13 protein-coding genes are annotated in these 14,742 nt (G+C 40.1%); 8 read left to right on the top strand and 5 right to left on the bottom strand.

Annotated elements, in window-relative coordinates; all coding sequences use genetic code 11:
• The first annotated feature begins 61 nt into the window (after positions 1-61).
• Positions 62-1,666 carry a glutamine hydrolyzing CTP synthase gene (gene pyrG / locus ABOO_RS03975; protein ID WP_008082458.1) on the top strand — a complete coding sequence of 535 codons (1,605 nt, stop codon included), beginning with the start codon at positions 62-64 and terminating at the stop codon, positions 1,664-1,666.
• Here the strand turns inward: pyrG and ABOO_RS03980 are convergent.
• Positions 1,657-2,784 carry a glycosyltransferase family 4 protein gene (locus ABOO_RS03980; RefSeq protein ID WP_008081937.1) on the bottom strand — a complete coding sequence of 376 codons (1,128 nt, stop codon included), beginning with the start codon at positions 2,782-2,784 and terminating at the stop codon, positions 1,657-1,659. The two genes, pyrG and ABOO_RS03980, sit on opposite strands and share 10 nt — an antisense overlap.
• A 112-nt stretch (positions 2,785-2,896) precedes the next feature.
• Between ABOO_RS03980 and ABOO_RS03985 the strand changes: the two genes are divergently transcribed.
• A complete protein-coding gene (locus ABOO_RS03985; protein ID WP_008082531.1) occupies positions 2,897-3,727 on the top strand; it encodes a transposase in 831 nt (276 codons plus the stop codon).
• A 160-nt stretch (positions 3,728-3,887) separates the two neighbouring features.
• On the top strand, positions 3,888-8,201 hold the full coding sequence (locus ABOO_RS03990; protein ID WP_008082047.1) for an ABC transporter substrate-binding protein: 4,314 nt from the start codon (positions 3,888-3,890) through the stop codon (positions 8,199-8,201).
• 15 nt (positions 8,202-8,216) lie between these two features.
• On the opposite strand, the gene pheT is transcribed toward ABOO_RS03990, so the two are convergent.
• From pheT to ABOO_RS04005, 3 genes are read right to left on the bottom strand one after another with little or no spacing between them, the layout of a single operon-like run.
• Positions 8,217-9,824, bottom strand: coding sequence for a phenylalanine--tRNA ligase subunit beta (gene pheT, locus ABOO_RS03995; RefSeq protein ID WP_008081992.1), 1,608 nt, complete (start codon positions 9,822-9,824; stop codon positions 8,217-8,219).
• A gap of 32 nt (positions 9,825-9,856) precedes the next feature.
• Positions 9,857-10,324 carry a TIGR00725 family protein gene (locus ABOO_RS04000; protein ID WP_008082049.1) on the bottom strand — a complete coding sequence of 156 codons (468 nt, stop codon included), beginning with the start codon at positions 10,322-10,324 and terminating at the stop codon, positions 9,857-9,859.
• A gap of 42 nt (positions 10,325-10,366) precedes the next feature.
• Positions 10,367-10,780: a single stranded DNA-binding domain-containing protein gene (locus tag ABOO_RS04005; RefSeq protein WP_008082463.1), complete on the bottom strand. Its 414-nt coding sequence runs from the start codon at positions 10,778-10,780 to the stop codon at positions 10,367-10,369.
• Between the two features lie 155 nt (positions 10,781-10,935).
• Between ABOO_RS04005 and ABOO_RS04010 the strand changes: the two genes are divergently transcribed.
• From ABOO_RS04010 to ABOO_RS04020, 3 genes are read left to right on the top strand one after another with little or no spacing between them, the layout of a single operon-like run.
• Complete coding sequence (locus ABOO_RS04010) at positions 10,936-11,685, top strand: RAD55 family ATPase (RefSeq protein ID WP_008082022.1); 750 nt, start codon at positions 10,936-10,938, stop codon at positions 11,683-11,685.
• Positions 11,682-12,410 carry an RAD55 family ATPase gene (locus ABOO_RS04015; protein WP_008081910.1) on the top strand — a complete coding sequence of 243 codons (729 nt, stop codon included), beginning with the start codon at positions 11,682-11,684 and terminating at the stop codon, positions 12,408-12,410. The genes ABOO_RS04010 and ABOO_RS04015 overlap by 4 nt, the downstream gene beginning before the upstream one ends.
• Before the next feature lie 33 nt (positions 12,411-12,443).
• Positions 12,444-12,839 carry a hypothetical protein gene (locus ABOO_RS04020; protein WP_008082350.1) on the top strand — a complete coding sequence of 132 codons (396 nt, stop codon included), beginning with the start codon at positions 12,444-12,446 and terminating at the stop codon, positions 12,837-12,839.
• On the opposite strand, the gene ABOO_RS04025 is transcribed toward ABOO_RS04020, so the two are convergent.
• Positions 12,840-13,034 (bottom strand): hypothetical protein, encoded by a 195-nt coding sequence (locus ABOO_RS04025; protein WP_012997228.1) that lies wholly within the window; start codon positions 13,032-13,034, stop codon positions 12,840-12,842.
• Positions 13,035-13,128: 94 nt separating this feature from the next.
• Between ABOO_RS04025 and ABOO_RS04030 the strand changes: the two genes are divergently transcribed.
• Both ABOO_RS04030 and ABOO_RS04035 read left to right on the top strand, forming a co-directional pair.
• A complete protein-coding gene (locus tag ABOO_RS04030; RefSeq protein ID WP_008082261.1) occupies positions 13,129-13,518 on the top strand; it encodes a 30S ribosomal protein S6e in 390 nt (129 codons plus the stop codon).
• Complete coding sequence (locus ABOO_RS04035) at positions 13,515-14,741, top strand: translation initiation factor IF-2 subunit gamma (RefSeq protein ID WP_008082665.1); 1,227 nt, start codon at positions 13,515-13,517, stop codon at positions 14,739-14,741. The genes ABOO_RS04030 and ABOO_RS04035 overlap by 4 nt, the downstream gene beginning before the upstream one ends.
• The last annotated feature ends 1 nt before the right edge of the window (position 14,742 follow it).

A 14,742-nucleotide genomic window follows, 5' to 3' on the forward strand; every position in this document is an offset into this window, starting at 1 on the left:
TTAGTTGTAAAAATTTTTCTAATCGCAACATTAACATAGTCCTAGAGCATAGGGTTATTACATGAAGTACATTGTCGTCACAGGTGGAGTGATTTCTGGTCTTGGAAAGGGTATAACAACCAGTTCTTTGGGAAAGATTTTGCAAGTTCGTGGTTTGAAAGTTACAGCGATAAAAATCGACCCATATTTAAATTATGATGCAGGCACTATGAATCCATATCAGCATGGTGAGGTGTTTGTGCTTGATGATGGAGGCGAAGTTGATTTAGATTTAGGTAATTACGAGAGATTTTTGGATGAGAACCTGACATTTGATCATAATATCACCACGGGTAAGGTTTATAAAACCGTTATAGAGAGAGAAAGGAAGGGCGAGTATTTAGGTAAGACCGTTCAAATTATCCCCCACATAACCGAAGAGATAAAGAGAAGAATAAAAAAAGTTGCAATAGAAAGTGAAGCAGATATTATATTAATTGAAGTTGGAGGTACTGTGGGAGATATAGAGAGTATGCCATTCTTGGAAGCCATGAGACAACTTCGTATGGAAGAGGGTGAGAGAAATGTGTTTTTTGTGCACACCACCCTTGTACCTACTGTGGAAGTTGTGGGGGAGCAGAAAACAAAACCCACGCAGCACAGTGTTAAAGAGCTTCGCTCTCTCGGTATTCAGCCAGATATGATTGTTGGGCGCTCTAAGGAGCCATTGAGAGAGGAGACAAAGAGAAAAATCTCTCTTTTCTGTGATGTACCTTATGAAGCGGTTATTAGTGCACCTGATGCAAAATCCATATATGAAGTACCGTTAATTTTTGAGGAACAAGGTGTTGGAGAGTACATTCTTGGAAAGATGCAGGTAAGGGGCGAGGCACCAGGATGGAGAGAATGGAAGAGGTATCTCTCTAAACTTTACAATCCCAAAAATGAGGTAACTATAGGAATCGTTGGAAAGTATGTTCATCTCAAGGATTCCTATATAAGTCATCGAGAGGCATTTACCCATGTGTCTTCAGCCCTTCGAACAAGAGTGAATTTGAAATGGATCGATAGTGAAGATTTGGAGGATGAGGGATTAGATCTCTTAAAGGGTGTAGATGGAATTCTGATTCCTGGAGGTTTTGGCCCTAGAGGTACGGAGGGCAAAATAATGGCTGCAAAGTATGCTCGGGAAAACGGCATTCCATTTCTGGGTGTATGTTTTGGCTTTCAGCTTGCTGTGGTAGAATTTGCGCGCCATGTTTTGGGTTATGAAGATGCCAATAGCACAGAATTGCATCCGAGTACTGATGCGCCTGTTATAGACCTTCTCCCAGAGCAGAGAGATGTGAAAAATCTTGGAGGAACAATGCGTTTAGGGGCCCAAAAAATAATTATTGAGAAGGGGAGTATGGCGCATAAAATATATGGAAAGCTTCAAATCTTCGAAAGGCACAGGCATCGGTATGAGGTTAATCCAGATTATATAGAAGAATTTGAAAAGAACGGCTTGCATTTTTCAGGCAAGGATGAGAGTGGCACTCGTATGGAAATATTTGAATTGAAGGGACATCCATTCTATATGGGGTCTCAATTCCACCCCGAGTTCAAATCTAGGCCATTGAAACCATCTCCCCTGCATCTTGCATTGGTTAGAGCAGCGTTGGAGTATAAGGAAAATCATAAGTAAATAGAGTACACATTCATTAATTTTTTATATGAGTTTTCCCAGGTGTATTTCTCCACAGAACTCCGTGTGTTCTTTTTTAATCGCTCATATAATCTTTCATCATTTATAAGCATCTCCAGTTTCTCTTTTAAATCATCAACATCTTTGGGCATAGCCAATAACCCATTGTATCCATCTTTAACGATTTCTGGTATTGCGGTTATGTTGAATGATACAACAGGTTTTCCCGCAGCTAAAGCTTCTGCTATGCTCATGCCAAACCCCTCAGATATACTTGGAAGACAAAAAATGTCAAAGGAATCATAGTAAAGAGGCACCTCTTCATCCCTTATCTTCCCTGCAAAAATTACCCTATCCTCCATTCTGTATTTTTTGACTAGGCTTCTTAGCATACTTTCTATTCCCAAAATTCCAGATGTTTTGGGATTTGGATTTGGACCCACCAGCACTATGTATGCTTCCTTTAAATCTTTCGCAGCTTCTATGAGGTATTGAGGTCCTTTTCCTGTGCTCAATCTCCCAACAAATCCTATTATCTTTTTATCTTTGGGAATATTGTACTTCTCTCTCAGATAGTTTCTATTGCTATTTCCAAATTTTTCGATATCCACTCCGGGATGTACGACATGAATTCTCTCTTTTGGTAGTCCCAATTCTATGAGTTTATCTTTCGTGTATTTACTTGGAGTAATGTAAGCGGTGTAAGGGAGCTTTATTATAAATCCCTCAAATCTTTCGTACATCTTTGAGTCTTCCCAGCCGGAGTATTCCTCGTACTTGCCTATATAGACATCGTGAATATGCCTTAAAATAGGAATATTCGGATTGATTTTGTGAAAATATGAAAGTACAGGTGCAGCTATGTAGGAATGGGTATGTATCAAATCGGGATTTATTTTCTTTATTTTTCGTATTATTGATGTACCCATCCCCACTTTTGAGAGGCGATAGTAGGGTACACTATCCACATACTCAAAATTTTTTGTGTTTGGTAATTTTGTAGTGATGACATAGCTTTTATGACCATCATTTCTTTGCATCGTAGAATATCTATGCACTACATACTCAACTCCGCCGATGTGTGGTAGGGCTACATCGCTGATATGGGCAAATTTCATAGGGGTATATCTTTTTTAAGTTTTTAATACTTGGCGGAGAAAGGTTTAAATTGGGATTTTTCGGGTGAGTTGCAACCCCACATAAAAATAAAATAGGGGATATAAATAAAGGATGAGCAGGAAATTAGACCTGTACAAGGTTGTGAAAATGGGGATGAAAGCTCTAAAGAGAGCAAATATTCCTCTTTACTGGAGCAAGTACTCTAGGAAAGATTACACTCTGCACCAGCACATGATGCTGATAGTGCTGACACAGTATGTGGGAAGTATAGAAAGAATGCTCCAGATTGTGCGAGAAATGAGAAAGATAAAGAGGGTAATGAGATTGAAGAAAATCCCCCATAAAAGCACAATTTCAAGAGAGTTGAGAAGAATACCAGAACGATGGATTCGCATTGTGCTTAGAGAAATAGTGAAAATAATGGGAATACCCAATAAATTTGCAGTGGATTCCACAGGTATTCAAATTTATTACCGTTCATACTACTACACACAGCGAATCGGAGAAGTAGGAAAAATAAGAGAAGGATTGAAATTGCATGCTGCTGTGGATATTGAGAGGAAGCTCATTACCAATGCAATAGTTACAAAATGGCACACTAACGATTCACCGTACCTCATTCCTCTTTTGGAGGAAGAGAGAGTAAAAGAAGTGTATGCAGATAAGGGCTATGATTCTCTACGTAACATACGATTTGTTCTGAATAAAGGAGGAACTCCATACATAGCAATCCGTAATAAAGCAAGAAGAGGATTGCGAAGGAGATTGTTAGAAAAGAGCAAATCACCTGACTGGAAAAAGAAGTACTCGCATAGAAATGTAATTGAATCAGTCTTCCACTCTTTCAAAAGAGTTGTTGGAGATTACATATTTTCCCATTCTTTCTCTGGTGCTTCTAAACTCCTGCTCTTCAAAGTTCTTGCCTATGATCTCTATGTCTAATCCTTCCTTATTTTTATTCTTCTTTTTTCATGTTTTTCGAGGAATTCAACTTATCCGATTTTTCAAAAAATTTATATAGGAAAATTTCCATAGAGGGCTGACCAGTGCACTCCTCTATACCCCAATAGAAGGAGTGTAAAAAAGTAGGGAGGATGTAAATATGAACGAAAGAAGTATGAAGAAAATATTGTTAGTGACTTTAGTGTTAGCAGCGATGGTACTCAGTGGCTTTTCAGTGATGTCCGGGAATGCTGCTGCGGCAGCTCCCAAAGTTTCAGCAGCCAATAACGGTAATCTAGTGGTAGCTTTTCAGAATGACATATCAAACCTGAACATATTTGACCCAACAACGAACACTGTTTGGAAAGCTGATGCTCTTGGGTGGGCATTTGAGAGTCTGTATTCTTATACTCCGGACTTAATACCCTATCCAAACTTGGCATTGAGTGCCACGCCTGACGCAAGTGGCTTGAATGTAACTGTTCAGCTAAGGCACAATGTGACTTTCCAAGATGGACAGCCAATGACCGCAGAGGATGTTGTATTTAGTTATCAGACCTTGTATTGGGATTCTCTGTATAAGACAACCCTTCAGTGCCTTTACTGGCCCACTCCTAAGTGGCCTCTTTGGAATGGAAATGGCACATCCCACATAGGTGTTGTTGCCACAGGCAAATACACTGTTGTCTTCCATCTATATCAACCATATCCTCTGTTCTATCAGGTTACACTTGGTAATACTATCATACCCGAGCACATATGGGTAAAGCACTTGGTATCTGCAGGTACAGGTGATAGTGATGATATGACAATAGATACATCTTGGAATGCTCCAGGAGCAACTATTGGTACTGGTCCATTTAAGTTTGTAGAATGGAAGCCAGGTAACTATGTGAAGATTGAAGTTTACAAGAATTACTGGGGTAAGGGACTGTCTACTCCATGGAGAGGTAAAAATTGGCCTTGGTATCCCGAGTATGTGAGAACAATAACATTCAGAATTTACAACACCTTGGATACTGCAGTTCTTGCACTGAAGAGAGGTGAGGTTCAGTTTATTGACTGGTCATTGCCTCCAGGCTATTATAACCAGTTGAAGACTGATCCAAATATAGGTGCTACAATTGTTAATGACCAGGGGTTCTTCTATTTGGCATTCAATATGAGAAAAGAGCCCATGAGCGATTTGGCCTTCAGGACCGCTGTTGCCCACTGTATTAATAAGGACTACATAGTGACTACCCTTATGCAGGGTTATGGTACGAAGGGTACCGTGCCTATATCAATTACATCTGGTGCATATGTCAATACATCTGCTATACCCCCAGGTTTCGATTTGAATGCTGCTCAGCAGGTTCTTGACCAAGCGGGCTATAAAGTTGGCTCTGATGGTTGGAGACACGCCCCAGATGGCTCACCAATTAAGGAGACAATTCTCACGCCGCCAAAGGATTACGATCCTATAAGGGCTGAAGCTGGCATAATGATACAGGCAAACCTTCAGAAAGTAAAATTGAATATTCAGAGTATTCCTACAAACTTTGATACGATAGTTTCAAAGGCATTCGTGCAGGTGCAGTTCGATATGTACATCCTTGGATGGGGTGTCGGTGCATTCCCTGAGACATACCTCGAGGACTTCTTTGCAAGCTGGAATGCAGCACCTGTTGGTGATAACACACCTGGTTACCACAATCCTAAGGTGGATAAATTGCTCATTGAGATTAGAACAGATATGAACACTCAGGATAGAATTAACAAGATTAAGGAGATTGAAGGCATATTGGTGCATGATTTGCCTTACGATGTGCTTTATTACAGAAAGAACATAATGGCTTACAGGCAGGATATGTGGCAGGGCTGGGTTGCAGCCTATGGTACTATTTGGAATGGATTCTCACTTGGCGTACTCCATCCGCCGACATCTGGAGGCGGCGGTGGAGGCGGTGGCGGTGGCCACCACCCAGGACCTATAACTAATGTTACAGGGAGTGGATTAGTTGGTGCAGTTGGACATCTTTATACCCCTAACATAGCGTATGCTGGGCACTCTATAAATGGAGTATTCTATCTCACTGATCAGAATGGCATTCCTATCCCTAATGCAAAGGTTAGCATCTATGCATCCAATGGAGTATGGGCAAATGGCACCACTGGCAGCTCGGGTGGACTTGCATTTAATGTGCCTCTGAAGTTCGAGGATTATGGTAAAGTGAATATTACATATTCTTATTCGGTTAAAATTGGGGGCCATGTGTATAATGGCTCCGGTACGAACTCTGTAACCGTTTACCTGCCAAAGAATGTTGCAAAGCTGAAGCTAAGTATTGATAAGCCAATACTTACCCCTGGTGCAAGTGCTACTATTACTGCCAAAGTTACTGACATCTACGCTCATCCACTTGCGGGAGTGAATGTTACCATACTCTCAGAAGAGACCTCTGGTTCTATAACACCAGGTTATGGTATAACAAATAGTGATGGTATTGCCACATTCCATTACACTGCACCAACGATGGTAACTAACATAAATCCTGTAGATATAGTAAAGGCCCAGATTAAGGTCAACAACACAATACTAACAAATCTACAGACTGCCACTCTCTTCGTTCCAATACAGAGCCATGGAAGCAGCTGGTACAAGGTGCAGATAACTCATGTGAGCAGTTATGGAATAACTGCTGGTCAGAGTACCCAAGTAACCGTTAAGGTTGTGAATATAAATGGAAATCCTGTGGCAAATCATAAGGTTTATATGGCCGCCTACTACTCAAATGCAACTGATCCTAACTGGTATGGCCAGCAGCTCGTACCTGCATGGGGAATAACAATGGATTCAAATGAAAAGACAACAGATAGCAATGGTGAGGCGACTTTCACCATAACTGCAAATGAGAACGCAAATATTCCTGTGATATTAAAGGCTTACACACAGGATACTTATATGGCGTATGACACTGTGCAGATTTATGTAGGTAACAATACTGGCTTTGATCCTTACATTGGTCCTTGGACTGGCTTGTATGCAATGGATATGCAGCTCAACAAGGTAACTGCTGGTGTTGGACAGCAGGTGCAGGTTACAATGACTGTATATAATGCAGCCACAGGTGCACCGCTGCCAAATGCTACAGTGTTCATGGCCGTATTCGGTACTGATTATGGATTCGGTGCTGATTGGGCAAACAATGTAGGTACATATGTATGGTGGGCAGGCCAGAGTGTTATCTGGGGAACAACTGATGCAAATGGTCAGTTTAGCTACACATTGAACACAAGTGCCCTTAGGGCAGATCAGCCCATCTATGTAAGCGGTTGGATGGATGCATATGGGTATGGAGCCAATGCTATATGGACTGGTCTTGGATTTGACTTCCCGTACCTCTTTGGCGTGAAGGATGGCTTCATACTTCAGAGAGCACCAATAATGGGTATATCTAACATAATGGTTAACGAGTTCTATCTAAGTAACTCTCTGTGGACTACAATGATGACCTTGAAGGTTGTTGATATCAATGGTCCTCTAGCTAATGTTACAGTGTCTGCTGATTGGACTCTTGGTAACTATGAAAATAACATAAATGTAACCACTAATGCTCAGGGTATTGCTCAGTTTAATATAACAATAGAGCCAACAACGGCAGATAGTATTGTATCTGTCTCAATTATGCTCTCCTCGCCTGACCATGCAATGAATCTCAACTATGAGTACTATATACCATTCTTATCAGGAGCATCACAGCTTTCAAAGATACAAACATTTGACTGTGTGAAAATATTAACTGAATCCTCGAATGTAGGTCTAGTGCCTTACGAAGGAAAGGCAACTATTAGATTGCATCTTATAGGAGGACTTTTGGGAACACCTATTTCAGGTGAACAAGTACATCTTTATGTACCAGCAGGTACATTAGACAATTCTAGCGTGTTTACTGATGAAAATGGTACAGCGGTATTTACATACAATGCTCCCGATGTACTTACACCAAAACATTATGTTTTCGTTGCAACTACCCCTGAAGGTGGAATATACTTCTTCGGAGTGGAAGTTGCTGGCAAATACAACAATACCTTAGAATGGGCTAATGAAATTAACAGCCTTAATCAGAAGATTGCAGACCAGAGCTCACAGATACAGGATCTACAGAACAAGTACAATAATCTCAATACCGAATACAAGAACTTGCAGGACAAGTATAATAGCTTGCAGACAAACTACACAAATCTAGGCAAGCAGAAAGATAATGCAGTGACAATGCAGTATGTATGGCTCTCTCTGTTCATCATAATGATAATCATAGCAATAGTGATGTACTATGCAGGCAAGAAGAGCGGAGCAAAGAGTGCACCTAGTGAAGAAGAGAGTACAGAAGAGGAAATCGAGGAAGAAGAGGAGCCTACAGAAGAAATAGAGGAAGAAACCGAAGAGGGCTCTGAGGAAGAGACCTCAGAGGAGGAAAATACAGAGGAGTAATCCTCTTTTAACTTTTTATTTTATTTTTGAGAGATTTAACTCCATTGCAATTGTTGGATATCCAAGTTCAAAATTTTCTAAGACCTCTGGATGTATTTCTCCAAAGAATCCTATTTCATCACCTTTATAAATTCCAGCTGCCCTGCCAGAAATGAAGCTATTGTGCTCTATTTCCCTTATTACATATTCTTCAATACCCAAATCTCTCAATATTGCCTCTGCATAGGATTTGCTTAGTGTGAAGTTTGCCGAAGAATCGATATACAATAATGCAAGATGCTCCTCCTTTTTTTCTTTTATCACATATCCAATCTCAAATATTTTTTGTGGTAGTTCCCTATGCTTGTTTTTGCGAAGAATTTCCATCAAGGAAGGAATGAGCCAGCTGCGCAGAGTGGTTCCATCCTCTGTTATTGGGTTTTCTATTTCCACAAAGTTCTTTCTTGGCAATCTCATGGCATCATACTGAATTTGGGGAGAGGTAATTGTCAGGGTTGTAACCTCTGAAAAACCAAGTCCAAGCATAATTTTCCTCACTACATTTTCGAAATCCTTTATTGTACTTCCTATCTTCTCCTTTCTTGGTAGAGAAGCTCGAAAATACTGAAAAGTTAGACCCTTGGCGATATCTTCGATTATATCCACTGGATGGAGAATATCCATTCTGTATGGTGGCACAGTGACTTTTATGCTTCTATCCCCAATTTCAACATCAAAACGCATTCTTTGCAGGGAATTCAAGATTTCCTCATCACTTAATTTTTTTCCGAGGATTTTTGCAATGTACTCTTTTTCTACTTCTATTTTGGTATACTCTAATTTCGGGGTTTTGATGGATTTATCTGGGTATATTACCTCAACTCTTTCAATTGAAGCGCCTCTATCTGCAAATGAGCATGCTAAAATATTGAGTACAGAGTTCAGTGTATTCAAATCCGTGCCAGTTATGTCAATGAATATATTTCTAGTTTCATGGGTTATTTGAGTTAAGGTGCCATTGATTATTGGAGGAAATGATAGAACATTTCCCTGAGAATCAAGTATTATTGGGTATGCTTTTAAATTTTCAAGAATATGTGCATACTCTACACCTTTGGGGTGCTTTTTTAGAATCTCTTTTAAGCTCATCTCATTTTTAAATCCCAATGGAATGAATTTGAAATTTTCATCCTTTGGAACATAGTAAAATGGAGGAGTGACTTTATTAAAATCGTGCAGTCCTATTGCCAATTTTTTTCTTTTTCTCCCTACGGTTATGTGCAGTTTTTCTTGAAAGTCCATCATGCTCTTTATCATTAAATCGTCCACTTCTATATCCCTAATTACGGCTCCCACGATGTAAGGCCTTATATTCTTCATTTCTTCATCTACAAATATTTTCACATTTCCATCATCCGCATAATATTTCGGAGCGCCTTTCTCAATGCCCCAAAATCCCCTGATGGCTCTTACTACACCCTCAATTGTGTACAAATCAGGTCTGTCTGGGAAAAATTCCACACGGAGCTCCTTCTCATCCAACTCTTTAAAATCTGCACCAAGCATATTTACATCTTTTACAAATTTATCTTCGTCAATATTGAATCTTCTAAGCTCATCTCTTTGTAATCTTATAACTGGCATAGATACCAAAAAGATGTATGGTAAAAAAAGTTTTACCTTATCTCTCTCAAAGCGAGTTCAACAGCCTCATCGGGAGAGCTCACCTCTATGTAGTTTCCTTTTGTTATTTTTTCTTTCTCTAATTTCCAAGAATTTAGCGCAATTACCGTCTTTCCCTCATTCAAGGCAAAGGATATTTCGGATAATGTACCCACAAAACCATCTATTGCAATTAGAACATCTGCACTTCTGACCAATAGATGATTTCTCGCCATGCCATAATATGTTGGAATGGCAATATCGATATAGGGATTCGCTTCTTCTTTGCCATAGGGTAAAATTCCAATGGTCAATCCACCTGCGTCTTTTGCACCCTTTGAAGCGTGGAGCATAACTCCACCTAAGCCACCAGAAGCTAGGATGCAGTTATTCTTTGCAATGAGTTCCCCAACCCTGTATGCAATCTTGCAAATCTCTTCTTCGCATGTAGATCCACCTATGACACCAATGATGGGAAACATAAAAACATAAAAGAAAAGAGTGAGTTAAAATTTTCTAAAAATTTACCATCTATTGTTGTAGCTTCTCTTCCTATAGTTGTTGTACCTTCTATTGTACTGCCTCTCATGCTCTTCGGCACTCATATCTAACTCTTCATTTATTTCTCCAAGCTCTTCCTCACTCTTCTTTATACTCCCATACTTTCCAACATTCAGGCGCATGTGCCCGCGCACTAGGGAGATATAGCCATTATCCACATATATTATCTCTCCCTCCTCAATCATATCTGCCTGCTCGTTCCAGAGGGACATTATTATGGTTCCTGTCTCATCTCCCACAACGGCTTCAGTCACATGCTTCGTCTCACCATACTTGGTGTTAATCTCTTTTGGCTCTCCCTTATGCAGAACCTTTGCCAAAACATTAACTCTTTTGGCATTTGGGTTCAAGTCCTTTATTTTGGTTAATTCTTCCATTTTCTACACTTCCTTTTTCTTTAAGGCTAAAAGCCCAAGCACTTTAAATGCTACTTGTATAAAAAACTTCGTATTCAGAAATATATTGACATGTTCTCTCAAGGCATACCAAAAGGGAAAGAAATTAAATAGATGTTGCCAATTTAGATACCAGTATGAAAGTAGTCCCACTGGGTATAAAGAACTTGGATGCTTTTCTTCCGGGTATTAGAGAGGAATCTTTAAACCTTATTTACGGTCCCCCAGGTTCAGGTAAGACAATATTTGCGATGCAGTATCTTGCTAGTGGGGCATTGAAAGGGGAGAGTGTATTGTATATTTCTCTTGACCAGCCAAGCTGGATGGTAAAGGAGAATTTTGAGGATTTTGACATATTACTCGATGAAATTTATATTTTTGATGCGGTACCTGTAGTATCCAGTAAAGCTGAAGTCAAGCCAGTCAGAGAGGTTACACCCATCGCAAAACCTGCAAAGATGAAAAACGCAGAGAAGAGTAAGAAGTTGTTTGAGGCAGATGTTTTATCTTTGCGGGCCACATTGAAGAATGTGTTTGATAGAATTAAATTTGATAGGATTGTAGTTGATTCCATAACTTCTTTGAGATATTTTTATATGCGAGGCTTAAATCCCAGTGCAGCAGTGCACGCATTTCTAAATTTTTTAGAGGAAAGCTCTAACAGTGCTGTGATAGTTACTGCGGAGGATTATGATAACCTGCTTCCTGATAAGCCAATGATGGATTCTGTGATGCTCTTAAACTCATCAAATAGGAGCTTTGAAATTGTGATAGAGAAAAGCACCGTGCCGTATACTATTGACAAAATACCGCTAACTCTCACAAAAAAAGGATTTTCAGTTGACGAAAGATTTTTCATCAAATTCACCAGGAGGAAGGTTAAATGAGGGTAAAATTCGGTGTGGCAGGACTCGACAAGATGCTTGAGGGAGGGCTAATTAAGGGTAATACCTACCTTCTTATGGGTGATACGGGTACTGGTAAAACTATATTATCTGCAAGATTCTTACTTGAAGGACTAAATAATGGGGAGAATTGTCTTTACATCTCTGTGGATAAGCACCCATCTTTAGTTCTCCAGAGAATTATGCTTGGATTTGGCTGGAATCTTAGCAGATTGCGTGTTATGGATGCTGTTCCAGTTGAGTTGCTCTATTCCACATCTCCATCTATAAAAGATATAACTGCAAAAGGGGAGATTAGAGCCGCTTATGAGGATTCGAGAAAATCAAAGGGAGGAGGCCTTAGTGTTGAGGCCCTGATCATAAAGGTAAACCAAGAACTTAAAAAGGGTAAGATAGATAGAGTAGTGTTGGACTCTCTTACCGTGTTCAAGAATTTTGCCGTTGAAGAGAGTCGATCTTTGCTAAGTATTCATAGGTTATTCACATTTTTCCAGAATATTGGAGCAACGACCATAATAACCGCATCTGATAAGATGAATTTGTATGCTGAGATTCTCCTTAGTTCTGGAGTGATAAAACTGGAGAAGAATCCAAGCAATAGCGGGGAAGAGAGGTACATCCGGATTTTGAAAATGCGTGGCTCTGGGTATGATCCAAGGGCCAAGAGGATGTATATAACTGAAGACGGGGTATTTGTTTTAAGATGAAATTTTATATACTCCAAAATTTATAATGTTTTGATGGGCTATGAAATCCCCAAGGAGGACGAAGTCAAAGAGATACTGCTTAAAATTATGAAGAGAAGGGGTATAATTGAGTCTCAAGCAGAGTTGCATAGGGAGGTAGTAAAACATCTTAAAAGAAGGAACAAGGATTATAAATTGAGTGAAAAAAGAATGAGAATAATCGCCCTTGCCACAGGTAAGGTTAGGATAGAAATAAGGTACAAACTTACAGATAAAATCATAGAAAGTATGGATAAGTGCCCAGTGTGCGGTGGGGATATGGTGAGAATAGAGAATTCAACTCTTGATGGAGAGAATGTTATTATAGGGTTCAAATGCACCAAGTGCCCTTACTGGACAGGAAGGAATTTGAGGGTTCCCATAAGGTACATATTTCGTTACAGGGGTTAATTATACCCATGTTGCTCGCTCCAACTCTCTATCTTTCTTTGTTTTCTTTTTGAATTCCTTATAATGCCTTTTGCAAAGATGTACCTTTGTGCTTTTTCCGCCTTTGAGATTGAAAATTTTTTCTGCCTTCTTTCTGGATACCGTTTTAACTGCTACTTCATCGCATCCTACAACATCACATGTTTTCTCGCTCATATTTTAGCAATTTCTTCGTGTATAATAATTTTTGCCTCGAATCACGATAACTTTAAAATAAAAGTTACTATTATGCGGGTAAAGGTGATATTGCATGGCAACTTTCAAAGTGGTTATAAATGACACTAAAACGGGAAAATCGTATCAGAAGGAGATTACGGGCACTAAGGCCAATTCCCTAATAGGAAAGAGAATTGGACAAGAGGTTGATGGGGTATTTGTGGATCTCCCTGGATACAAGCTTCTTATAACTGGAGGTACGGATAAGGACGGTTTTCCAATGAGAAAGAATCTCCAAGGCGCTCGTAGAAAAAAGCTACTTCTCAAGGGAGGCATAGGGTTCCATCCCACAAGGCCAGGAATGAGAAAGAAGAAGATGGTGCGCGGCAATACCATTTCTGCCGATATCGTGCAGATTAATATGAAAATTGTGCAGTATGGTCCAAAGCCCATAGAGGAGGCCATAAAGGAAGGTGAAGCATGAGCCTTCCAAAGCAGCCCGAGGTAAATATCGGAATGGTTGGACATGTGGACCATGGTAAGACCACATTAACTAAGGCCATAACGGGAAAGTGGACAGATACTCATAGCGAGGAGATGAGGAGAGGTATAACCATTAAGCTTGGTTATGCAGATGCCGCCTTTTATAAATGCAAGGATGTTGAACCCCCATCTTGCTATGTTTCAAACCCTTCAAAATGTCCTAACGGCGCAGATTTGTTGCGTGTAGTTTCTTTTGTGGATGCTCCTGGGCACGAAACGCTTATGGCCACTATGTTAAGTGGAGCTGCAATAATGAATGGAGCGCTTCTTGTAATAGCGGCGAATCAGAAATGTCCACAGCCGCAAACTAAGGAGCATCTTATGGCATTGGATATTGTGGGAGTTAAAAAAATAATAATTGTCCAGAATAAGATTGATTTGGTGGATGATGATAGGGCAAGGGAGAATTATAGGGAGATTAAAGAATTTGTAAAAGGTACAGTAGCCGAGGATGCACCTATTATTCCTGTGAGTGCTCATCATGATGCAAATATCGATGTTCTCATTGAGGCCATAGAGCAGCACATTCCAACTCCAAAATTCGACCCGAGTAAGCCTCCAAGATTGTATATTGCAAGGAGTTTTGATGTTAACAAGCCGGGTACTAGGCCCAAAGATTTGGTTGGGGGCGTGATAGGGGGCTCTCTAATACAGGGAAAATTCAAGGTTGGAGATGAAATTGAAATTCTACCCGGGTTTTACATTTTGAAAGGAAACAAGGTTGAATGGGAGCCCATACATACAGAAATCGTGTCTCTCATGTCCGGTGGTAAATACTGGGATGAGATAAAGCCAGGGGGTCTTGTTGGAATAGGAACAAAGCTTGATCCTGCAATAACAAAGAATGATGGTCTGATAGGAAGAATGGCTGGAAAACCCGGAACATTGCCTCCCGTGCTCACAAACATAACTATGGATGTTCATCTTCTCGAGCGCGTGGTTGGGTCTCGTGAAGAGAGGAAAGTTGAAAAGATAAAAACTAATGAACTTCTTATGCTCAATATAGGCACCCTTGCCACCGTTGGCATTGTTACAAGTGGTAGGGATGATACTGTTGAGCTTAAATTGAAGTATCCTGCAGTGGCAGAGAAGGGTCAGAGGGTTGCTATTGGAAGAAGAATAGAAAACAGGTGGAGATTGATAGGGTACGGGATAATAAAATAAG

It is taken from the genome of Aciduliprofundum boonei T469 (assembly GCF_000025665.1).
Lineage (GTDB): Archaea > Thermoplasmatota > Thermoplasmata > Thermoplasmatales > Aciduliprofundaceae > Aciduliprofundum > Aciduliprofundum boonei.